Raw genomic sequence first — 20,402 nt, 5'->3', positions numbered from 1 at the left:
GTTTCACCTATGCCCAATCGCATCAATTATCAGCTGGAGATGGAAAAGGTCCTGCGCACGCTGGATGGCACGCGGCCGCGGCTGCTGCTGCATGCCTGCTGCGCGCCCTGCTCAAGCGCTACGCTTGAGCGGCTGGCTGCCCATTTCGACATCACCGTCCTGTACTACAACCCCAACATCTACCCGCCGCAGGAGTATCACCGCCGCGAGGCCGAGCTGGAGCGCTTTGTCGAGCAGGCGGGGTATCACTATCCCGTCATTGAGCTGCCCTACGACCCGCAGGAGTTTTACACCGCCGTCAAGGGGCTGGAAAATGAGCCGGAAAAGGGCGCACGCTGCACCGTTTGTTACCGGCTGCGGCTGGAGCAGGCCGCCCGCTATGCTGCCGCGCACGGCTTTGACTGGTACTGCACAACGCTCTCGATCTCCCCGATGAAGGACCCCGTGCGGCTGAACGAGCTTGGCACCGAGCTGGGCAGGCAGTACGGCGTGCCGTTCCTGCCCAGTGAGTTCCGCAAAAAGGACGGCTACAAGCGCAGCTTACAGTTGAGCGCCGAGTACGGCCTGTACCGGCAGGATTACTGCGGGTGCGTGTTCAGCAAGCGGGAGAGGGAAGCCACTGCAAAGTAGGGGCCGGGCATGCCCGGCCCTGCACCTCCCACTGTTGTGCTGTAAATTTTATGCTGCGGGCCGGACATGTCCGGCCCCTACCGTGTTATGAAAGGAGCCCCCTATGACCTTCTATCAAATTGTTTTTCTCTTCTTCGCCTACTCGTTCCTCGGCTGGGTGGGGGAAGTCCTCTTTACCGCCGTCGTGCACCGCAAATATCAGGACCGCGGCGTGCTGAGCGGCCCGCTCTGCATCCTGTACGGCATCGGCGCGCTGGTCATCACCTTTGCGCTGCGCGACATCCGGGACGGCTGGTTCTTCCTCTTTGTGTTCAGCGCCGTCTACGCCACCGTCATTGAGTGGATCGGCGGCCACATCCTTGAATACACCTCCCACACCCGCTGGTGGGATTACAGCACCCAGCCCTTCAATCTGGACGGTTACATTTGTTTGGGCGCATCCGTCACATGGGGCGTGCTGGGCGTCATCATGCTCAAGTGGGGCAACCCGCTGCTGCTGGCGCTGTACAGCCTTGTGCCGCGCGGCATCTGGGTTGTTGTGCTGCTGGCCGCGCTCGTCGTGTTCTGCGTCGATCTGGTCGGCACGCTGCTGGCCATGGCCGGTCTGCGCTACCGCTGGCCCGCCGCCGCGGCTGTTGAAAACCGTCTGGCAAACCTGACCGTCCGCGGCGGCATGTGGATTCTCGACCACGTCGAGCGCCGTATGGCGAAGGCCCATCCCGCACTGACCTTTGTGCGCCCCAAACGGCAGCAGACCGACACGTTTGCCGCCGGGTGCAGCCCGTATAAAATTATTTTACTGTTCTTCATCGGCGCGTTCCTCGGCGACATCACCGAGACGATCTTCTGCCGCGTCACCGGCGGCGAGTGGATGAGCCGTTCCAGCGTTGTGTGGGGTCCCTTCTCCATCGTATGGGGCCTTGCCATCGCACTGGTCACCCAGCTGCTCTACCGTTACAAGGACAAGCCTGCCAGCTGGCTTTTCGTGACCGGCACACTGCTGGGCGGTGCGTATGAGTATCTGTGCAGCGTCTTTACCGAGGTCGTTTTCGGCGCGGTGTTCTGGGACTACAGCGCCATCCCGTTCAATCTGGGCGGCCGTATCAATCTTCTCTACTGCTTCTTCTGGGGCTTTGCGGCGGTGGCGTGGTTCAAAGTGCTGTACCCGCCGATTTCTGCCGCCATCGAAAAGCTGCCCCGCCGCTTCGGCACGGTGCTGACCTGGGCGCTCTGCGTGTTCATGGCTGCGGATATGCTCGTCAGCTCGGCTGCGCTGGTGCGCTACAACGACCGCCTGAACGGCGTTCCCGCCGCGAACAGCATCGAAACTTATTTAGACGAGCACTACGACAATGACCGAATGTATAAGGTGTACCCGAAGGCAGTGCATACAGGGTAATTGCAAAAATCTTTGTATATTCCGCACATATGTGTTATAATAATTTTGTATCTGTTGTATAAGAATCGAGGAGGCGACCGGCTGTGAACCGCAACGAGGGAAATGAACTGTACCTGAAAGCCCAAAAGCTGGCACTGCGCGATTACCGGGAGAAAATGCTTGCCGGGCAATCGCCGTTTCTGCCTGTACTGGACGATATCCTGCAAAATGTCCCGGTGGAAAATCAAATTCCCCTCGGCCAGGTGGATATCCCGCTGAATCTGCTGGTGGGCACCAAAACGACTGGCCGCACCGCAGCGTTCGCATCCAACTTTATGCCGCTGCTGGACCTCAAGACCGAGTTTGCCAGTAAGTGGGTCAACCTCTGCCTGTCTCATCTGGAAGAGGGCATCCGCGACCCCATCCGCTGTTATGAGTATATGGGCCGCTTCTATGTGCAGGAGGGCAACAAGCGCGTCAGTGTGCTGAAATACTTTGACGCGACCAGCATTCTGGGCAATGTCATCCGCATCGTGCCGCAGTACAGCGAGGACCCCACCGTCCAGATGTACTACGAGTTCATGCACTATTATCCCATCACCCAGACCTATCTGCTGACCTTTACCAAGCCCGGCAGCTATGCCCGCCTGCAGAAGATTCTCGGCAAGGGACCTGATGAAAAGTGGAGCGATGAGGACCGCGTCGAGATCATGTCGCTCTACAACTGGGTCGAGAAGGCGTTTCTGGCCCACCGCGGTGCCAAACTCAGCGTCACGGCGGGTGATGTGCTGCTGCTTTTGCTGCGCGTCTACACCATGAAGGAGCTGGCCGATTCCAGCCCGAGCGAGCTGAGCGAAAAACTGGATGCCCTGTGGGACGATGTGCTGGCCCTGCAGAAGGGTGACCCCGTGCAGGTCAGCGACAAGCCCGCCGAGCCGAAGCAGGCCGGCCTGCTGGATCGCATCCTGCCCGGCAAGCGCACCGCCCCCAGCCACCTGAAGGTTGCCTTTGTGCATGAGCGCACCCCGGGGACCAGCTCTTGGACGAGCCAGCATGAGTTCGGCCGCACCCAGCTGGACACCGTGTTTGAGGGGCAGGTCGAGACGGTTGCCTACTTCAACGCCGTCCCCGGCGAGAATGCCGATGCACTGGTCGAGCAGGCCATCACCGATGGGGCCGATGTTGTCTTTACCACCAGCCCCAAGCTGGTGGGCGCGTCCTTACGCGCCGCCGTCAAGCACCCGCAGGTGCGGATTCTGAACTGCTCGATGGAGATGCCCTACGCGAGCATCCGCACCTACTACACCCGCGTATACGAGGCCAAGTTCATCACCGGCGCCATCGCCGGTGCCATGGCAGCGGGGGACCGCATCGGCTATGTGGCGGACTATCCGAGCTACGGCATGCCCGCCAACATCAACGCCTTTGCGTTGGGGGCACGCATGGCAAACCCCCGCGCCCGGATCGAACTGCTGTGGACCTGCCTGCCCGACCAGACCGACCCGCTGCATACCTTCACCCAGAAGGGAATCTCCGTCATCTCGGGCCGCGATGCACCGACACCCAACCGCCCCCAGCGGGAGTTCGGCACCTTTTTGGTCGGGCCCGGCGGCGTGCTGCAGGATCTGGCCACCCCGTTCTGGCATTGGGGCCAGTTCTATGAAAATGTCATCCGCACCGTTCTGAACGGCGGCTGGGTGCGGGATAAGTCCGGCACCGACGGCCGCGCCGTCAACTACTGGTGGGGCATGAACAGCGGCGTCATGGATGTACTGCTCAGCCGTGAGCTGCCGCCCGATGTCACCCATCTGGCGCAGATCCTGCGCAACGGCGTGACCTCCGGCATGATCGACCCGTTCCACTGCCGCATCACAGCACAGGACGGCAGCGTCAAGAACAGCGGCCGCCACGGCCTTGACCTTGAGCAGATCGCCCACATGGACTATCTCTGCGATGCCGTGGACGGGCACATCCCCGAATATGACGAGCTGGCCGAGGTATCGAAGCCGATGTACCGGATGCAGGGCATTCACCGCGACCTTCTCCCCGTTGAGAAGGAGGCCGAGCTGTGAGGATCTTAGCCATCGCCGATGAGGAGTGCAAAGCCCTGTGGGACTATTTCACACCGGACAAGCTCGCGGGCGTTGATCTGATCATCGCCTGCGGTGATCTGAACCGCCATTATCTGGAATATCTGGCAACGATGGCCCCCATGCCGGTGCTGTATGTCCACGGCAACCATGATGAAAGCTATGACCTGCGCCCGCCGCAGGGCGTCATCTGCATTGATGATGATGTCTATGTTCACAACGGGCTGCGCATCGCCGGGCTGGGCGGCGGCTGCCGCTACCGCACCGGTGCCTGGCAGTTTACCGAGGCCGAGATGAAAAAGCGGGTCAACCGCCTGCGCGGCAAGATCGACCGCCACGGCGGGCTTGATATTCTTGTGACCCATGCGCCGATGCACGGCTACGGCGATCTGACCGATTTGCCGCACCGTGGGTTTACTGCGTTTTCGGTCCTGCTGGACCGCTACCACCCGCAGCTGATGCTGCACGGACATATCCACCTGAGCTACGGCGCTTCCATCCCGCGTGAGCAGCAGTACGGCACGACCCGCATCGTGAACTGCTATGAGCGCGTCTATCTTGATGCCGAGCCGCCCGCCGTCAAGCCCCGCCATCGTCTGTTTGCTTCGCTGCTGGGACGGAGTGCCCTGTAGGGGCGAGGCACGCCTCGCCCTCGGCCTTCCCGTGGGCATACTTCTGCCTTTCACGCTGAGGCCCGGACATGTCCGGCTCCTATCAGGCGGCACGGCCAACTTCATCAAACAAGGAGAACTATTCCCATGACAAAAATCGCAGTATTCGGTGCAGGCACCTGGGGCATCGCGCTCGCGCGTCTGCTGGCCGTCCATGGCAAGGATGTCACGGTATGGAGCGCCATCCCCGCCGAGCTGAAAGCCCTCAGTACCACCCACCGCCACCCCAACCTGCCCGGCATGGAGCTGCCTGCCGCAATGCACTATACCGCCGACATTGCCGAGGCCTGCGCCGGCCGCGATGTTCTGCTGTTTGCCGTGCCGTCCCCCTTTGTGCGCGCCACCGCCAAAAAGGCTGCGCCGCACATCCCCGATGGCCAGCTGATCGTGGATGTGGCCAAGGGCGTTGAGGACAAGACCCTGATGACGATGAGCGAGATCATTGAGGATGAGCTTGCCAAGGCCGGCCGCAAGGCGCGGGTCGTGGCGCTGTCCGGCCCCACCCATGCCGAGGAGGTTGCCCGCGATATGCCCACCGCCATCGTGGCCGCCTGCGCAGAGGAGGAGGCCGCCAAGACCGTCCAGAAAATCTTCAACACGCCGACCTTCCGCGTCTATACCAACGATGACCGCCGCGGTACCGAGCTGGGCGGCGCGATCAAGAATGTCATCGCACTGGCCGTGGGTATTGCCCTCGGCCTTGGCTACGGTGACAACGCCAAGGCCGCCCTTATCACCCGCGGCAACGCCGAACTGGCCCGCCTCGGGGCCGCCATGGGCTGCAAGCCCGAGACCTTTGCGGGCCTGTCCGGCATGGGCGATCTGATCGTCACCTGCACCAGCATGCACAGCCGCAACCTGCATGCCGGTATGCTCATCGGCCGCGGCAAATCCGTGGAGCAGGCCAAGACCGAGGTCGGGCAGGTGGTCGAGGGCATCAACGCGCTGCCCGCCGCCTGCCACCTTGCCAAAAAGTACAAAGTCGAAATGCCCATCGTGCAGGCTGTGGAGGCCATCCTTGATGGCAAGCTTAAGGCCCGCAGCGCCCTGATGTCCCTGATGGGCCGCAGCCTGAAACGGGAGTAAGAGGTACTGCATGGCTGACATCAAGATTGCCTTTTTTGACATTGACGGTACACTGCTGCCTTTTGAGGCCAAGCACCTGCCCGCCTCAACGGTGGACGCGCTGGCCCGGCTGCGCAAAAACGGCGTCAAAACGTTTATTGCTACCGGCCGCCCGCCGGTACATCTGCCGTACCTGCACGCGCTGGACGGCACCCCCTTTGACGGCTATGTCACGATGAACGGCCAGTACTGCTACCTGGCCGATGGCGAGCTGCTGTACAGCAAGTATATCCCGGCGGCATCGCTGCAAACGCTGCTGCCGTACATTGAAAAAGAACAGCTGTCCGTCGGTTTTGTAGGCAAGGACTTCTGCCGGTTCAACCTTATCAACGATTGGAGCCGCGACTTTGCCAAAAAGCTGGAGCTGGGGGCCGGGGATGTTGCCGCGCTGATCCAGCACGAGGATATTTACCAGCTCAGCGCGTTCCTGCCGCCGGAGAAGGAGGCCGAGTTCCTGCGCCGCTGCCCCGGCTGCCTGGCTGTGCGCTGGGAGGATGATTTTTGCGATATCCTACCCGAGGGCGGCGGCAAGCCTAACGGCCTGGCCCACACGCTGGCACATCTTGGGCTGACGCGGGAGCAGTGCATCGCCTTCGGTGACGGCGGCAACGATGTGACGATGCTGGAATACGCAGGCATCGGCGTAGCGATGGGCAACGCCTGCGAGGAGGTCAAGGCCGCCGCCGATTATGTCACGGATGATATTATGAAAGACGGTCTGGCGAAGGCGTTGGGGCATTTCCATCTGATTTGATTGTAGGGGCCGGGCATGCCCGGCCTGCAACTCTGCCATAACTGCTCGTCTGCCTTGCACGACCGGGCCAGGCATGCCTGGCCCCTACATCTCTACAAAAATAACGCCCCCAACCGTTTTTGGTTGGGGGTGCTGCTATTTTCACCGATTCTTCTTCATAAACGCCTTGACCGCAATTACCAGCGCGGCGTACACCACGCCGCCGATGGCCCAGATGAACCAACTGTACTGCGGCTGGCCGTTTCCGTCCGGGCCGAAGGTGTACCACAGGAAGATGGCGACCACCACCAGCCAGTAGGCGGCAGTCAGCGCGTTTATGCGGCTCTTGATGGCTTTGTTTGGGCGGGTGTAGTCGCCCTCCTCCAACAGCTGATCCATGGCGTCCCGCACCGTGCCTACCCGCACAAAGGCGTAGACGCCGCAGGCCACCAAGGCCAGCACCAGGCAGATGGACGCCGACACCAAAAACGACGCACCAACCATCATGGCAGCAAACACCGGCACCGCCGACAAAACGCAGAGCACCGTGCCAAGGATGTTGGCCTTGTCGTACTGCGGCGCAAAGGCGTCGCGGCGCTCCTTCGCAAGGCCGGTGACGCCGTACTCAGTCTCGATGGCCTGCTTTTGCAAAAATTCATACGCCCGCACTGACGCGCTGCACTGCATGAAGATAGCCACCGCTGCGGCGATGATGACCAGCAGCGCAATGAGGCCGATGCCCCCCGCCAGGTCATCCCAGATGCCGAACAGGCCGGCCTCGCTCAACGCCCCCAGCGCCAGCAGCGGGATGGGGGAGACGACACAGAGCGCCGCCGCCAGCGCCAGCTTCGGCGCATTGGCCCGGGCCTTGGCAAGGTAGTCGTTGGCCTGGGCCAGCGTCATCCGGGGCAGGGGAGAGGTATCGTCCTCGGTGTACTCCGGCTCGGCCGCGTCATCTTTTAAAAGGTAGTCGGTCGTCACACCGAACAGGCAGCTCAACTGCAAGATTTTGTCAATGTCAGGTACAGACTGTGCGCCCTCCCACTTGGAGACCGACTGCCGGGTCACGTTCAGTTTCTCGGCCAGTTCCTCTTGGGACCAGCCCGCCTTTTTGCGCAGGGTGATAAGTTTGTCTGCAAAGATCACTTGGGTGTACCTCCTTCAATTTCCTTGCCCTTATCCTACCAGAATCCCCGGTTGCACACCATAAATCGGCCCCGGCAATCTGTCAACTGTGGGTTGCGTTTGCGGGCAGACGCCAGTCAATTTCCGCTGCATCGTTGTTTTTCAAAAATTTGTTTACCTTGCCGAACGGTGCCGAGCCAAAGAACCCCCGGTAGGCCGAAAGCGGGCTGGGGTGGGCGGATTCCAGTACCAGCACCGGGCGGCGCGCGGCGGCCCCGGTAAAGATCGGTGCATATTTCTGTGCGGGCTTGCCCCACAGCACAGCGGCCAGCGGGCCGGTGCCCTGCGCTGCCGCATAATCCAACGCCGCGCGGGTGAACGTCTCCCACCCATGGCCTGCATGGGCGTTGGCCGCGCCCTGCTCCACCGTCAGCACGGTGTTCAGCAGCAGCACACCCTGCCGCGCCCACGGCGTCAGGTCGGTGTGGGCAGCACTGCCGGGGCCGAACTCGCTCTCCAATTCCTTAAAGATGTTGCGCAGACTCGGCGGAGCCTTGCAGCCGTCCGGCACCGAGAAGGAAAGCCCCATGGCCTGCCCCGGCTCATGGTAGGGGTCCTGCCCCAGAATGACCGCCCGCACCGCCGCAGCCGGGCAGACGCGAAACGCCGCGAAGATATTCTCCGGTGCGGGGTAGACGGTCCTTTCCGCCGCAGCCGCCGTCACAAAGGCATCCAGCTCGGCAAAGTACGGCTTTGCGCGCTCCTGCGCAAAAAAAGGCTGCCAATCGGTGGCGGATAATCTGTCGAGTTCGGCGGTTAAAAGCATAGTGAATCTCCTCGGTAGCTTTGTAGGGGCCGGGCATGCCCGGCCCGCGCGTGTAAAACAGGCGGGCGTTCACGGGAAAGTTGCGGGCCGCACATGTGCGGCCCCTACATAGGTGCCCTTACACATTTTTCACAAGTATATCACACCCCCGCAGGGGTTGCAATAGCGGCAAAAATGCGGTATAATAACATTTATGCTGCGGCGTCCTGCCGCGCCTAAAGTATATCAAAGGGGAGAACCATTTATGCGTTCCATCAAAACCAAATTGTTCAGCCTTGCCATGGCTGTTTCCATGGTGCTGGCGCTGGCGGGCTGTGCCATGTCCACGCCGTCCACCGTCGGCTCCATCGGCGGGGTCGAGATCCCGGCCGGCATCTACCTGCTGGCCCAGTATAACTCCTACAACACCGCGTCCGGTCTGGCCAAGCTTGCGACCGGCGAGACGGCCTCCGATGTCAAAGCCGTGCTGAAGGCCACCTGCACCGGTACCATCAACGGCGAGGAGGTCACCGCCCCGGGCAGCGAGTATGTGGCCCAGCTGACTACCCGCGCCATTGAGTACTACGCCGCCGTGGAAAAGCAGTTTGCCGCGCAGAACGGCGTTCTGGATGACGCCGCCACCGCCGAGGCCGCCAAAACCGCCGACAGCCTGTGGGGCACCAACGGCGATCTGTACACAGCCAACGGCATCTCCAAGGCTACTGTGGAGACCTACCTGCTCAACGCCCAGAAGGCCAAGGCCCTGCTGAAGATGGCCTACGGCCCCGAGGGCACGACCCCCGTCACCGAAGCCGAGTACACCGATTATGTGAACAACGACTGCTACTACATTGAGGCCGTGCAGTTCCCGCTCGTCAACTACAGCAGCTACGCGATGGCTGATGACACCCAGAAGGCCTCCATCATGGCTACCGCCGAAAGCTGCATGGAGGAGCTGAGCCGGACTGCCACCGCAGAGACGGCCTCCGGCAGCGCCCTGTACACTGCGGCCATGACCTATGTGCCGCAGGCGATGGCCGCCATGGGCAGTGAGATGGACGCCTCGCAGGCCGTCTACTACGCTGCAAGCCAGCTTTACACCCCCGATGACCTGAGCAGCTACGGCAGCGATGAATACAACAACCTGACCAACCCGCTGGACGCTGCCGGGCTGAACCACTGGACCACGATCGATCTGGGCACCACGATTCTGGTTGCCCGCCGCATCGACCCGTTCAAGACCTACACCGTGGACGAGCTGGACAGCATGTATGACCTGCTGACTGATATGAAGTCTACCGCCATTCAGGATGAGCTGTACGCCGCCGGTGCCGCGCTGGAGCATGATCTGAACAGCGCCGCGCTGAACACCTACAGCGCCTCCAAGATCAAAAAGAACGCCTGAGCTTAAAAAGTTCAGCCGGGAGCAGCATTGTTTGCTCCCGGCTTTTTTGTTAATGAAAAGAGGTTTGTACCATGACGAAAAACAAATCCCTGAATTTCCTGCTGCAGACACTCGGCTGCCTGATCTCCGCGGCAGGCATCTACAGCTTTGCCGTTGCGGCCGGTATCCCTGTCACCGGCGTTGCAGGCATCAGCGCCATCCTGTACCGCCTGTTCGGCGTGCCGATGGGCCTGAGCAATGTGCTGATCAACATTCCGATCATCCTGTGCACCTACAAGCTGCTCGGACGCGCCTTCTTCCTGCGCAGCGTCTACTGCATGATACTCTTTGCCATCTCCACCGACTATGTACTGCCGCTGCTGCCGGTCTATCAGGGCGACCGCCTGCTGGCCACGATCTGCGCCGGTGTGGTCGGCGGCATCGGCGATGCACTGATCTACATGAACAACTCCAGCACAGGCGGCCTCGACTTCATCACAATGGCTATCAAAGCCCGCCACCCGTATCTGGCGTTCGGCAACATCACCTTTGCGGCGGCGCTGGCCGTCATCGTCCTCTCCGGTGCCGTGTTCCGCGATGTAGACTCCATCATCTACGGTATCATGTTCAATTTCCTTGTCTCCACCGTCATCAACAAGATGATGTTCGGCTTCACCTCGTCGATGCTGGCCATGATCATCACCGATGACGGCGCTGCCGCCTGTGCCGAGATCGACCGGGTAGCCGACCGCGGCTCCACGATCCTGCAGGGGCGCGGCGGCTACGGCGGCCACCCCCGAGATGTCGTGCTCTGCGCCTGCTCCAACAAGCAGCTCTATGAGATCGAGCATGCCATGCAGGCCCTCGACCCGGGCTGCTTCATCATCATGCTTCAATCCAACGAGGTCCACGGCGAAGGCTTCCGCCAGCTGGAGCTGGGAAAGAACGAGAACCGGAACGAATAAATTTCAGCGAAAACGCGTTTGTTTTAGCAACTCTATGGAGCATAGGTTGCCAAAATGAGCGCGTTTTCTTTATAATGGGCACAGAACAAAAAGGAGGTTTTAGACATGGATGCCACAAAAATCGGTAGATTCATTGGAGCGGAGCGCCGCGCTAAGGGCTGGACGCAGCGCCAGCTGGCAGATAAACTCCAGCTGACCGACAAGGCCATCAGCCGTTGGGAGACAGGTAAGGGGTTGCCGGATGTTTCTCTGCTTTTGCCGTTGGCTAATGTGCTGGATATAACCGTAGGTGAGCTGCTGGCTGGCGAACGCCGCCTTCAGCCGCCTGCCATGCAGACGGCTGAAGCTGAGGCCCGCACTACGCGTCAGCTGGTAGACTACACGCGGGAGCTTGGCCCCCAACTGCGCCGCCGCCGTGCCTGCACAGTATTGGCCGGGTTGCTGCTGTTTGCTGCGGCGTTCTTGACGCTGCAATTTTTGCGGCTGGTTCTGACAGGTGGGGCGGGCATCCATGGCTTTGGCATAGAATCTTTGTTATTACTCGTTGCTCTTCCGTTTGCTTTTACAACATCCGCCTTTTGGCTGCTGCGACTGCTTTGCACCGATGCCATGGCCGAGGTGCGAGCCTTCCGCCGCGCATCGGCCATGGCCGTGGCTGGGCTGTGGTTGCTCGATTTGTACTTTGCCGGAGCGTTTGCCGGGTGTGTTGCGTTCCCTGTGTTGGATTTCTGGCAAGCCCCATCGTGGCAGGAAAATTTAAATCTCGTACCATTTCGGCAAATCGCACAATATCTGCTCTGTCTTGTTTCAGGTCAAGGGTATCTTAACGGCTCCGGATATGCGTTTCGCGGGCATTTTGTCTTTTGGATGAACTTTTTTGTGTTTTCCTTGCCGGTTCTTCTGCTGCCGCGCATCTCACCCCGCTGGCGTGGGGCGGGTGCCGCCGTCTGGCTTGCTGTAGTTGGCGGTTGTGTGATAGAAGTTACACAACTGTTCGTGCGCACCGATACCGCACTGTTCCGTTTTGATGTGGACGCGGTAATTTTGCGCGTAGCCGGGGCCGTTGTATTTTGGTGGATAGGCAGGATACCCGCTGTCAAAAAATTGCTGGCATGTTTGTTTTAGCCGTAGGGGAGGGATTTTCCACCCGGGAACGCTGCGCGGGCGCAAGCCTGCCCGGAGCGGTCAAGACCGCTCCCTACAGCCTGCCGTTTACGGGTTCCCCGTAGAGAGGTGTCTTGACCCCTCCGCGGGGCGTCGAGGACGCCGACCACCGCCGATTTGCAGCGCGGCAGGGGCATCCCCATAAACGCCCGCCGACGGGACACCACCGGGCCGGGCATGCCCGGCCCCTACTGCGATATAAACAAAAGCACCGCCGCTGACGATTTTGCTCATCAGCGGCGGTGTGGTTTATTTTATGCTAAAATCAGTAGTTCTTAGCCTCTTCCTCGCCGGTCATGACGCGGAGAGCGCCCTGGCAGAGGGCGAGCAGCTCGTCCTCACCGGGGTAGGTGGTGACGGGAGCGATCCAGCCGAGGTAGTCGGTCAGGGTCTTGGCCGTGAACGGGTTGTAGGCAATGCCGCCGGTCAGGATGATCTGGTCGACCTTGCCGTGCAGCACGGCAGCCATAGCGCCGGCGTCCTTGGCGATCTGGTAGAAGAAGGCATCCCACACCTGCTTGGCCAGTGCATCGCCGGACTCGGCCATCTTGCCGACCTCACGGGCATCGTTGGTGTGCAGGTAGCCGTTAAAGCCGCCGTTGCCACAGATCTTCTTGTAGACCTCCTGCTGGGTGTACTTGCCGCTGAAGCACATCTTGACCAGATCGCCGACAGGCACGGTGCCGCTGCGCTCGGGGCTGAAGCAGCCCTCGCCATCGAGGATGTTGTTCACATCCACGACCTTGCCGTGGTCATGGGCGCCGACCGAGACACCGCCGCCCATGTGGATGACGATGAGGTTCAGCTCGTCGTAGCGCTTGCCGTTCTCCTTGGCGAAGCGGCGGGCAACGGCCTTCTGGTTCAGCGCATGGAAGATGGAGCGGCGGGGCAGCTCCGGCATACCGGAAATGCGCGCCTTATCGGTCAATTCATCGACAACCACAGGATCCACGATGTAGCTGGGCACACCCAGCGCATCACCGATCTCGCGGGCAAGGATGCCGCCCAGATTGGAGGCATGCTGCCCCTGAACACCGGCCTTCAGGTCAGCGAGCAGCGCATCGCTGACGGCATAGGTGCCGCCCGGAATGGGCTTGAGCAGGCCGCCGCGGCCGACAATGACATTCAGTGTCTTGGGGTCGCAGTTCTTCTCCTTCAGGAAGTCGAGAATGATCTCCTTGCGGAAATCCTTCTGATCAATGACGCTGGCATACTTGGCGATCTCCTCGGTGGGGTGGCGCAGCGTTTCTTCAAACAGCAGGGTCTCATCCTCAAACACGCCGACCTTGGTGGAGGTGGAGCCGGGATTGATGACCAGAGTTTTGATGGACATGATAAATGTCTCCTTTTTTACATTCTTTGGCTTCCCCCAAGGGGGAAGGCATTTTTTACTGGTTCAGCCCGGCGGCGACAACGGCGGCCAGCGCGATCGAGTTGACCTTGGTCTGGAAGGAGTCGCTGCGGCTGGTCAGGATGGCGGGCACTTTGGTGCCGGTCAGGATGCAGCCGTTCTTGCAGTCGGCGGTGTGGACAAGCGTCTTGTAGACGAGGTTGCCGGCCTGAATGTCGGGGAAGAGCAGAATGTCCGCATGGCCGGCGGCCGGGCGGTCCTGCGCACCCTTGTGGTGGGCAGCCTCGGGGTCGATGGCAATGTCCATGGACAGGGGACCATCCACCACACAGCCGGTGATCTTGCCCTCGGCGTTCATCTTGCGCAGCTCGTCGGCATCGACGGTGCAGGGCATCTTCGGGTTGACGACCTCAACGGCGGCCAGCGGAGCAACCTTGGGGCAGGCAACGCCGCAGGCATGGGCCACGGCAACGGTATTCTCGATGATATGTACTTTATCTTCCAGCGTCGGGTAGGTCATAAAGGCAACATCGGTCAGGAAAAGCAGCTGCTCGATGCCCTTGACCTCAAAGACGGCCACATGGGACAGGGTCTTGCCGGTGCGCAGGCCGACCTCCTTGTCCAGCACACTCTTTAGGAAGGTTTTGGTGTCCAGCAGGCCCTTCATGTACATATTGGCCACGCCGTCATGCGCCAGCTTGACAGCCTTCAGCGAGGCCTGCACCTTGTCGGGCTCGTTGATGATCTCATAGTCGGAAAGGTCGATGTTCAGCTCTGCCGCGATCTTGCGAATGGCAGCCTCGTCACCCACCAGAATGGCATCGGCAATGCCCTGCTTATGGGCGGCGTCAACAGCCTCCAGAACCGCATCGTCCTCAGCGGCGGCGACAGCCAGCTTCTGCTTGCCACAGGTTTTTACTTTCGCGATCAGGTCCTCAAAATTCATCTTACAGCACCTCGTTTTTTTCAGTCAGGGCGGGGCAGCCTCAAAAAAGCCCCGTATGTTAAAATAATAACACTTTATGCGCCGTGGGTCAAGAGGGGGAAGGGGAGCGGCGTGTCAAAAAATATTTTTTCTGTTTTGCGTGTGGTGCCTATTAAATCGGTAGGGAGCCGCCCGATTTTGCAGAAAGCTGACCGATTTTTAACAAATTTGGCATTGACAAAACCTTAACAGGATGGTAAAACTATAGTAGCGGTTCGATACGCGCACCGCTGCGGCACCATGCCGCCGTACTTCTGACCCAAAGGATACCGTCCCAAAGAGCCAGCGTCGGCGCCGGTGCCTAGCTTTACCCCTAAAGTTGTTTAATTTTTAACAGGTAAGGCGTTATTCCAAACCGAAAGGTTCACACATTCATGCCAACCATTGCCATGTATCCCGGCAGCTTTGATCCCGTCACCAACGGGCATCTCGATATTATCAAGCGCTCCAGCCGTATGTTTGACAAGGTGATCGTTGCGGTACTCGTCAACAGTGCCAAGACACCTCTCTTCACGGTCGAGGAGCGCGTTGCCATGCTGCGGGAGGCTTGCAAGAACATCCCGAATGTCGAGATCGACTCCTTCAACGGTCTGACGGTCAGCTTTGCCAAGCAGAAGGGCGCCACTGTCATGGTGCGCGGCCTGCGCGCAGTCACAGACTTTGAGAATGAGATCCAGCTTGCCCACACCAACTACGCCATGATGCCCGAGATCGAGACGGTCTTTCTGGCGACCGCCATCAAGTGGAGCTACCTGTCGTCCACCATCGTGCGGGAGGCTGCCCACTACGGGCAGGATGTTTCCCGCTTTGTACCCCGCAATGTTGAGAAAGCCCTCATCGCCAAGCGGGAGGCAGGGGAGTTATAACGCATTCACGCCGTGCGCCTTGCCGGCCTGAAGATAAAAAGTTACTCAATAGTCCATCCAAAGAGAAGTATTTTTAGGAGGCTACTTATGAAAAAGATCGTCATCGCCAGCGCCTGCCGTACTGCCATTGGCAAGTTCGGCGGCACCCTCGCCAATGTCCCCGCCGCTGAGCTGGGCTCCATCGTCATCAAAGAGGCGTTGGATCGCGCCCATGTCAAGCCCGAGCAGGTCGATCAGGTCTACATGGGCTGTGTCATTCAGGCCGGTCTGGGCCAGAACGTTGCCCGTCAGGCTTCCCTGAAGGCCGGTCTGCCCATCGAGGTTCCCGCTGTCACCGTCAACGTGGTCTGCGGCTCCGGTCTGAACTGCGTCAACATGGCTGCTCAGATGATCGAGGCCGGCGATGCCGACATCGTGGTTGCCGGCGGCATGGAGAACATGGACATGGCTCCCTTCGCCATGATGAAGGGCCGCTACGGCTACCGCATGGGCTACCCCATGGGCAAGAGCGAGCTGGTTGACACGATGGTCAACGATGCTCTGTGGGATGCCACCGGCTTCAATATGCACATGGGCATGACCGCCGAGAACGTCTGCACCAACGAGACCTACCAGAAGAAGTACGGCTACAACCCCATCAGCCGTGAGCAGCTGGACGAGTTTGCCTTCCATTCTCAGGAGAAGGCCGCCAAGGCTATTGCCGACGGCGCTTTCAAGGACGAGATCGTTCCCGTTGTCATCAAGGGCAAGAAGGGCGACACCGTGTTTGATACCGACGAAGGCCCCCGCATGAGCTCCATGGAGGTTCTGGGCAAGCTGAAGCCCTGCTTCAAGAAGGACGGCATCGTCACCGCCGCCAACTCCTCCGCCATCAACGACGGCGCTGCTGCTCTGGTCATCATGAGCGAGGAGAAGGCCAAGGAGCTGGGCGTTGAGCCTCTGGCCACCTGGGTTGCCGGTGCTCTGGCCGGTGTTGAGCCTGAGGTCATGGGCCTCGGCCCCATCGCCGCCACCCGCAAGGTCATGGCCAAGACCGGCCTGACCGTTGACGACATGGATCTGATCGAGGCCAACGAGGCTTTTGCCGCTCAGTCTGTCGCAGTCGGCGAGGCTCTGCACTTCGACCAGAGCAAGCTGAACGTCAACGGCGGCGCTATCGCACTGGGCCACCCCGTCGGCGCTTCCGGTGCTCGTATCCTCGTCACCCTGCTGTACGCCATGAAGCATCGCGGTGCGCATAAGGGTCTGGCTACCCTGTGCATCGGCGGCGGCATGGGCTGCGCCACCATCGTTGAGATGTAATTACCGGAGGAAATCAAAATGTCCTTTGTTACCACTGAAATTCAGGACGCTGTTGCCGTCCTGACCATCGACCGCCCGAAGGCGCTGAACGCGCTGAACCCGGAGGTTCTGGCTGACCTGAAGGCCGCCTTTGAGGCCATCGATCAGAACGCCGTCCGCTGTGTCGTACTGACCGGCGCCGGTGACAAGAGCTTCGTTGCCGGTGCTGACATCGGCTCGATGTCCACCATGACGAAGGCCGAGGGTGAAGCGTTCGGCAAGCTGGGCAACGATGTGTTCCTGATGATCGAGCATTTCCCGCTGCCTGTCATCGCAGCTGTCAACGGCTTCGCGCTGGGCGGCGGCAATGAGCTGGCTATGAGCTGCGATATCCGCCTCTGCTCCGACAACGCCGTGTTCGGCCAGCCGGAAGTGGGTCTGGGCATCACGCCGGGCTTCGGCGGCACCCAGCGTCTGGCCCGTCTGGTCGGCATGGGCATGGCAAAGCAGCTGGTCTACTCTGCCCTGAACATCAAGGCGGACGAGGCCCTGCGCATCGGTCTGGTCAACGCCGTTTACACGCAGGAGGAGCTGCTGCCCGCCGCCCTCAAGCTGGCCGGCAAGATCGCCAAGAATGCCCCCATCGCCGTGCGCAACTGCAAGAAGGCTATCAACGATGGCATCAGCCTGCCCATTGAGAAGGCTGTCGAGGTCGAGGAGAAGCTGTTCGGCGATTGCTTCGAGACCCACGATCAGGTCGAGGGCATGGGCTGCTTCCTGAGCCGCGAGAAGCCGAAGCCGAAGCCGGTTTTCACGAACAACTAATTTTAGATAAATCTTAAAATCGTGCGCAGCGCGCACACCGATTTTATTATCTATTATCTCTTATCTTTTTATCTTATATTGGAGGTACTTACTATGAAGGTAGGCGTTATCGGTGCCGGCACTATGGGCCAGGGCATCGCAAAGGCATTCGCTCAGGTTGAGGGCTTCACCGTTGCACTGTGCGACATCAAGCAGGAGTGGGCCGAGGGCGGCAAGAACAAGATCGCTGCCGGCTATGCCAAGCTGGTTGCCAAGGGCAAGCTGGATCAGGCTGAGGTCGACCGCCGCATGGCTGCTATCACCGCTGGCCTGAAAGAGGATCTGTGCGCTGACTGCGACCTGATCGTTGAGGCCGCTTTTGAGGATATGAAGGTCAAGCAGACCACCTTTGGCGAACTGGATAAAATTTGCAAGCCCGAGTGCGTTTTCGCTTCCAACACCTCTTCTCTGTCCATCACCGAGATCGGCAAGGGCCTGACCCGTCCTCTGGTCGGCATGCACTTCTTCAACCCTGCTGACCGCATGAAGCTCATCGAGGTCATCGCCGGTGTCAACACCCCCGCCGAGACCGTCGAGACCATCAAGAAGATCAGCACCGAGATCGGCAAGAGCCCGGTTCAGGTCAACGAGGCTGCCGGCTTCGTCGTCAACCGCATCCTGATCCCCATGATCAATGAGGCTGCCTTCATCAAGATGGAGGGCGTTTCTGACATCGCCGGTATCGACACCGCTATGAAGCTGGGTGCCAACCACCCGATGGGCCCCTTGGAGCTGGGTGACTTTGTTGGTCTGGATATCTGCCTGGCCATCATGGACGTTCTGTACAAGGAGACCGGCGACAGCAAGTACCGTGCCTGCCCGCTGATCCGCAAGATGGTCCGCGGCGGCAACCTCGGCTGCAAGACCGGCAAGGGCTTCTACGTCTACAACGCTGACCGCACCAAGACCCCGGTCGACGCTCTGTAATTTTGTAAACTTACGCGCCTGGCGCGGCGAGCACCGTGCCGGGCTGCGTTTGTTGATATAGGGAGGATTAAGTAATGGATTTTACTCTGTCTAAACAGCAGCAAATGGTCCAGAAGATGTACAAGGAGTTTGCTGAGAACGAAGTCAAGCCCCTGGCCAAGAAGGTCGACGCGGAGGAGTACTTCCCCAAAGAGACCGTTGAGAAGATGGCTAAGTTGGGCATGATGGGCATTTATTTCCCGAAGTCCGTTGGCGGTGCAGGCGGCGATGTGCTGTCCTACGTCATGGCGGTTGAGGAAATGTCCAAGGTTTGCGGCACGACCGGTGTTATCCTGTCTGCCCACACCTCTCTGTGCGCTGCGCCTATCTACGAGAACGGCACCCCCGCCCAGAAGGAAAAGTACCTGCCCAAGCTGTGCAGCGGCGAGTGGATCGGCGCTTTCGGCCTGACCGAGCCCGGTGCCGGTACCGACGCTCAGGGCCAGCAGACCTTCGCCGTTGACGAGGGCGACCACTGGAAGCTGAACGGCTCCAAGATCTTCATCACCAACGCCGGTTTTGCCGATGTGTTCATCATCATCGCCGTCACCGGTTTTGTCACCGACAAGCGCGGCCGCAAGCAGAAGGAAATCAGCGCCTTCATCGTTGAGCGCACCGATCCCGGCTTCAAGGTCGGCAAGCCCGAGGACAAGATGGGCATTCGCGGTTCTTCCACCTGCGAGCTCATCATGGAAGACTGCATCATCCCGAAGGATCGCCTGCTGGGCGTGAAGGGCAAGGGCTTCCAGCTGGCCATGGCTACGCTGGACGGTGGCCGTATCGGCATCGCTTCCCAGGCTCTGGGCATTGCCGAGGGCGCCATCGACGAGACTGTCGCCTATGTCAAGGAGCGCAAGCAGTTTGGCCGCTCCATCGCACAGTTCCAGAACACCCAGTTTGAGCTGGCCGAGATGAAGGCCCGCGTTGACGCCGCCAAGTATCTGGTCTATGCAGCTGCCCAGAAGAAGCAGGCTGCCATGGACGGCCAGAAGGTTCGTTACAGCGTCGAGGCTGCTGAGGCCAAGCTCATTGCCGCCCGCACCGCCAGCGATGTGACCCGCCGCTGCCTGCAGCTGTTCGGCGGCTACGGCTACACCCGCGATTACCCCATCGAGCGCATGATGCGTGATGCCAAGATCACCGAGATCTACGAGGGCACCAGCGAAGTGCAGATGATGGTCATCGGCGGCGCGCTGCTGAAGTAAGGAGGACAGACGTAATGAAAGCAATCGTTTGTGTCAAACAGGTTCCCGATACGCAGGGCAAGGTCGCTGTCAAGGCTGACGGCACCATGGATCGCTCTGCCATGGCTACCATCACCAACCCCGACGACCTGAACGCCGTCGAGGCCGCCCTGCAGCTGAAAGACGAGACCGGCTGCGAGGTCGTCGTCGTCACCATGGGCCCGCCGCCGGCAGAGGGTATGCTGCGTGAGCTGATGGCCCGCGGCGCTGACCGCGGCGTGCTGGTTTCCGGCCGCGAGTTCGGCGGTTCCGACACCTTCGCCACCTCTCAGATTCTGGCCGCTGCCGTCAACAAGATCGGCGTCGGCCCCGAGGACATCGTTTTCTGTGGCCGTCAGGCCATCGACGGTGATACCGCTCAGGTCGGCCCCCAGATCGCTGAGAAGCTGCATCTGCCTCAGGTCACCTATGTCACCGACATCCAGAAGGATGGCAACTCCCTGACTGTCAAGCGTCAGCTCGAGGACGGCTACATGGAGCTGAAGGTTCAGACTCCCTGCCTGCTGACCTGCATCAAGGAGCTGAATACCCCGCGCTACATGAGCGTTTCCGGTATCTTCGAGTGCTACGACAAGCCGCTTGAGGTCTTTGATTACAATGCTCTGAAGGACGATCCGCTCATCGAGACCGACACCATCGGTCTGAAGGGTTCCCCGACGAACGTTTACAAGTCCTTTGCTCCTCCGGTCAAGGGCGCCGGCATGAAGGTCGAGGACGCTGCCCAGCTGGTCGGCATCCTGAACGACAAGCACCTGATTTGAGGAAGGAGAAACGA

Annotated in this window: 19 protein-coding genes; 15 read left to right on the top strand and 4 right to left on the bottom strand. The window is 60.2% G+C overall.

Features of this window, described 5'->3' with window-relative positions; genetic code table 11:
- Positions 1-9 precede the first annotated feature (9 nt).
- The 6 genes from OGM67_06615 (at position 10) to OGM67_06590 (ending at position 6,648) form a co-directional block, all read left to right on the top strand.
- Positions 10-630 (top strand): epoxyqueuosine reductase QueH, encoded by a 621-nt coding sequence (locus OGM67_06615; protein UYJ35977.1) that lies wholly within the window; start codon positions 10-12, stop codon positions 628-630.
- Positions 631-733: 103 nt separating this feature from the next.
- Complete coding sequence (locus OGM67_06610) at positions 734-2,029, top strand: putative ABC transporter permease (GenBank protein ID UYJ35976.1); 1,296 nt, start codon at positions 734-736, stop codon at positions 2,027-2,029.
- Between the two features lie 83 nt (positions 2,030-2,112).
- On the top strand, positions 2,113-4,080 hold the full coding sequence (locus OGM67_06605) for a BMP family ABC transporter substrate-binding protein (protein UYJ35975.1): 1,968 nt from the start codon (positions 2,113-2,115) through the stop codon (positions 4,078-4,080).
- The gene (locus OGM67_06600) at positions 4,077-4,730 is read left to right on the top strand and encodes a metallophosphoesterase (protein UYJ35974.1); all 654 of its coding nucleotides are present in this window, start codon (positions 4,077-4,079) and stop codon (positions 4,728-4,730) included. The genes OGM67_06605 and OGM67_06600 overlap by 4 nt, the downstream gene beginning before the upstream one ends.
- 126 nt (positions 4,731-4,856) lie before the next feature.
- Positions 4,857-5,855, top strand: a complete 999-nt coding sequence (locus OGM67_06595) for an NAD(P)-dependent glycerol-3-phosphate dehydrogenase (GenBank protein ID UYJ35973.1) — start codon at positions 4,857-4,859, stop codon at positions 5,853-5,855.
- A gap of 10 nt (positions 5,856-5,865) precedes the next feature.
- The gene (locus OGM67_06590; protein UYJ35972.1) at positions 5,866-6,648 is read left to right on the top strand and encodes a Cof-type HAD-IIB family hydrolase; all 783 of its coding nucleotides are present in this window, start codon (positions 5,866-5,868) and stop codon (positions 6,646-6,648) included.
- A 141-nt stretch (positions 6,649-6,789) separates the two neighbouring features.
- Here OGM67_06590 and OGM67_06585 read toward each other — a convergent pair whose 3' ends face one another.
- A complete protein-coding gene (locus OGM67_06585) occupies positions 6,790-7,773 on the bottom strand; it encodes a helix-turn-helix domain-containing protein (protein ID UYJ35971.1) in 984 nt (327 codons plus the stop codon).
- An 82-nt stretch (positions 7,774-7,855) separates the two neighbouring features.
- The gene (locus OGM67_06580) at positions 7,856-8,578 is read right to left on the bottom strand and encodes a uracil-DNA glycosylase (GenBank protein ID UYJ35970.1); all 723 of its coding nucleotides are present in this window, start codon (positions 8,576-8,578) and stop codon (positions 7,856-7,858) included.
- A gap of 244 nt (positions 8,579-8,822) precedes the next feature.
- Here OGM67_06580 and OGM67_06575 point away from each other — a divergent pair, with 244 nt between their 5' ends.
- The 3 genes from OGM67_06575 (at position 8,823) to OGM67_06565 (ending at position 12,031) form a co-directional block, all read left to right on the top strand.
- Positions 8,823-9,962, top strand: a complete 1,140-nt coding sequence (locus tag OGM67_06575) for a hypothetical protein (protein ID UYJ35969.1) — start codon at positions 8,823-8,825, stop codon at positions 9,960-9,962.
- 71 nt (positions 9,963-10,033) lie between these two features.
- Positions 10,034-10,906, top strand: a complete 873-nt coding sequence (locus OGM67_06570; protein ID UYJ35968.1) for a YitT family protein — start codon at positions 10,034-10,036, stop codon at positions 10,904-10,906.
- A gap of 105 nt (positions 10,907-11,011) precedes the next feature.
- Entirely contained in the window at positions 11,012-12,031 is a 1,020-nt protein-coding gene (locus OGM67_06565; GenBank protein UYJ35967.1) for a helix-turn-helix domain-containing protein, read from the top strand.
- A 304-nt stretch (positions 12,032-12,335) separates the two neighbouring features.
- Here the strand turns inward: OGM67_06565 and buk are convergent, their stop codons facing one another.
- Complete coding sequence (gene buk / locus OGM67_06560) at positions 12,336-13,403, bottom strand: butyrate kinase (GenBank protein ID UYJ35966.1); 1,068 nt, start codon at positions 13,401-13,403, stop codon at positions 12,336-12,338.
- 55 nt (positions 13,404-13,458) lie between these two features.
- Positions 13,459-14,367 carry a phosphate butyryltransferase gene (gene ptb, locus OGM67_06555; GenBank protein ID UYJ35965.1) on the bottom strand — a complete coding sequence of 303 codons (909 nt, stop codon included), beginning with the start codon at positions 14,365-14,367 and terminating at the stop codon, positions 13,459-13,461.
- Between the two features lie 413 nt (positions 14,368-14,780).
- On the opposite strand from ptb, the gene coaD reads away from it, so the two are divergent.
- The 6 genes from coaD to OGM67_06525 all read left to right on the top strand — a co-directional run bounded on the left by coaD (position 14,781) and on the right by OGM67_06525 (position 20,388).
- Complete coding sequence (gene coaD, locus OGM67_06550; GenBank protein UYJ35964.1) at positions 14,781-15,272, top strand: pantetheine-phosphate adenylyltransferase; 492 nt, start codon at positions 14,781-14,783, stop codon at positions 15,270-15,272.
- Positions 15,273-15,359: 87 nt separating this feature from the next.
- Positions 15,360-16,574 (top strand): acetyl-CoA C-acetyltransferase, encoded by a 1,215-nt coding sequence (locus tag OGM67_06545; protein ID UYJ35963.1) that lies wholly within the window; start codon positions 15,360-15,362, stop codon positions 16,572-16,574.
- Positions 16,575-16,592: 18 nt separating this feature from the next.
- Entirely contained in the window at positions 16,593-17,378 is a 786-nt protein-coding gene (locus OGM67_06540; GenBank protein ID UYJ35962.1) for an enoyl-CoA hydratase-related protein, read from the top strand.
- 93 nt (positions 17,379-17,471) lie between these two features.
- The gene (locus OGM67_06535) at positions 17,472-18,344 is read left to right on the top strand and encodes a 3-hydroxyacyl-CoA dehydrogenase NAD-binding domain-containing protein (protein ID UYJ35961.1); all 873 of its coding nucleotides are present in this window, start codon (positions 17,472-17,474) and stop codon (positions 18,342-18,344) included.
- A 74-nt stretch (positions 18,345-18,418) separates the two neighbouring features.
- Entirely contained in the window at positions 18,419-19,588 is a 1,170-nt protein-coding gene (locus tag OGM67_06530) for an acyl-CoA dehydrogenase family protein (GenBank protein ID UYJ35960.1), read from the top strand.
- A 14-nt stretch (positions 19,589-19,602) separates the two neighbouring features.
- On the top strand, positions 19,603-20,388 hold the full coding sequence (locus tag OGM67_06525) for an electron transfer flavoprotein subunit beta/FixA family protein (GenBank protein UYJ35959.1): 786 nt from the start codon (positions 19,603-19,605) through the stop codon (positions 20,386-20,388).
- Positions 20,389-20,402: the final 14 nt, after the last annotated feature.

The organism is Oscillospiraceae bacterium (genome assembly GCA_025757985.1).
GTDB lineage: Bacteria > Bacillota > Clostridia > Oscillospirales > Ruminococcaceae > Gemmiger.
The sequence above is the reverse complement of the archived record's forward strand: the minus strand, read 5'-3'. Positions and strand labels throughout refer to the sequence as shown.

Excerpts from the sequence above, each read along its gene's own strand:
- OGM67_06615 (UYJ35977.1), top strand. The coding sequence starts at position 10 with ATGCCCAATCGCATCAATTATCAGCTGGAGATGGAAAAGGTCCTGCGC.
- OGM67_06610 (UYJ35976.1), top strand. The coding sequence starts at position 734 with ATGACCTTCTATCAAATTGTTTTTCTCTTCTTCGCCTACTCGTTCCTC.
- OGM67_06595 (UYJ35973.1), top strand. The coding sequence starts at position 4,857 with ATGACAAAAATCGCAGTATTCGGTGCAGGCACCTGGGGCATCGCGCTC.
- OGM67_06590 (UYJ35972.1), top strand. The coding sequence starts at position 5,866 with ATGGCTGACATCAAGATTGCCTTTTTTGACATTGACGGTACACTGCTG.
- OGM67_06580 (UYJ35970.1), bottom strand. The coding sequence starts at position 8,578 with ATGCTTTTAACCGCCGAACTCGACAGATTATCCGCCACCGATTGGCAG.
- OGM67_06575 (UYJ35969.1), top strand. The coding sequence starts at position 8,823 with ATGCGTTCCATCAAAACCAAATTGTTCAGCCTTGCCATGGCTGTTTCC.
- OGM67_06570 (UYJ35968.1), top strand. The coding sequence starts at position 10,034 with ATGACGAAAAACAAATCCCTGAATTTCCTGCTGCAGACACTCGGCTGC.
- OGM67_06565 (UYJ35967.1), top strand. The coding sequence starts at position 11,012 with ATGGATGCCACAAAAATCGGTAGATTCATTGGAGCGGAGCGCCGCGCT.
- buk (UYJ35966.1), bottom strand. The coding sequence starts at position 13,403 with ATGTCCATCAAAACTCTGGTCATCAATCCCGGCTCCACCTCCACCAAG.
- ptb (UYJ35965.1), bottom strand. The coding sequence starts at position 14,367 with ATGAATTTTGAGGACCTGATCGCGAAAGTAAAAACCTGTGGCAAGCAG.
- coaD (UYJ35964.1), top strand. The coding sequence starts at position 14,781 with ATGCCAACCATTGCCATGTATCCCGGCAGCTTTGATCCCGTCACCAAC.
- OGM67_06545 (UYJ35963.1), top strand. The coding sequence starts at position 15,360 with ATGAAAAAGATCGTCATCGCCAGCGCCTGCCGTACTGCCATTGGCAAG.
- OGM67_06540 (UYJ35962.1), top strand. The coding sequence starts at position 16,593 with ATGTCCTTTGTTACCACTGAAATTCAGGACGCTGTTGCCGTCCTGACC.
- OGM67_06535 (UYJ35961.1), top strand. The coding sequence starts at position 17,472 with ATGAAGGTAGGCGTTATCGGTGCCGGCACTATGGGCCAGGGCATCGCA.
- OGM67_06530 (UYJ35960.1), top strand. The coding sequence starts at position 18,419 with ATGGATTTTACTCTGTCTAAACAGCAGCAAATGGTCCAGAAGATGTAC.
- OGM67_06525 (UYJ35959.1), top strand. The coding sequence starts at position 19,603 with ATGAAAGCAATCGTTTGTGTCAAACAGGTTCCCGATACGCAGGGCAAG.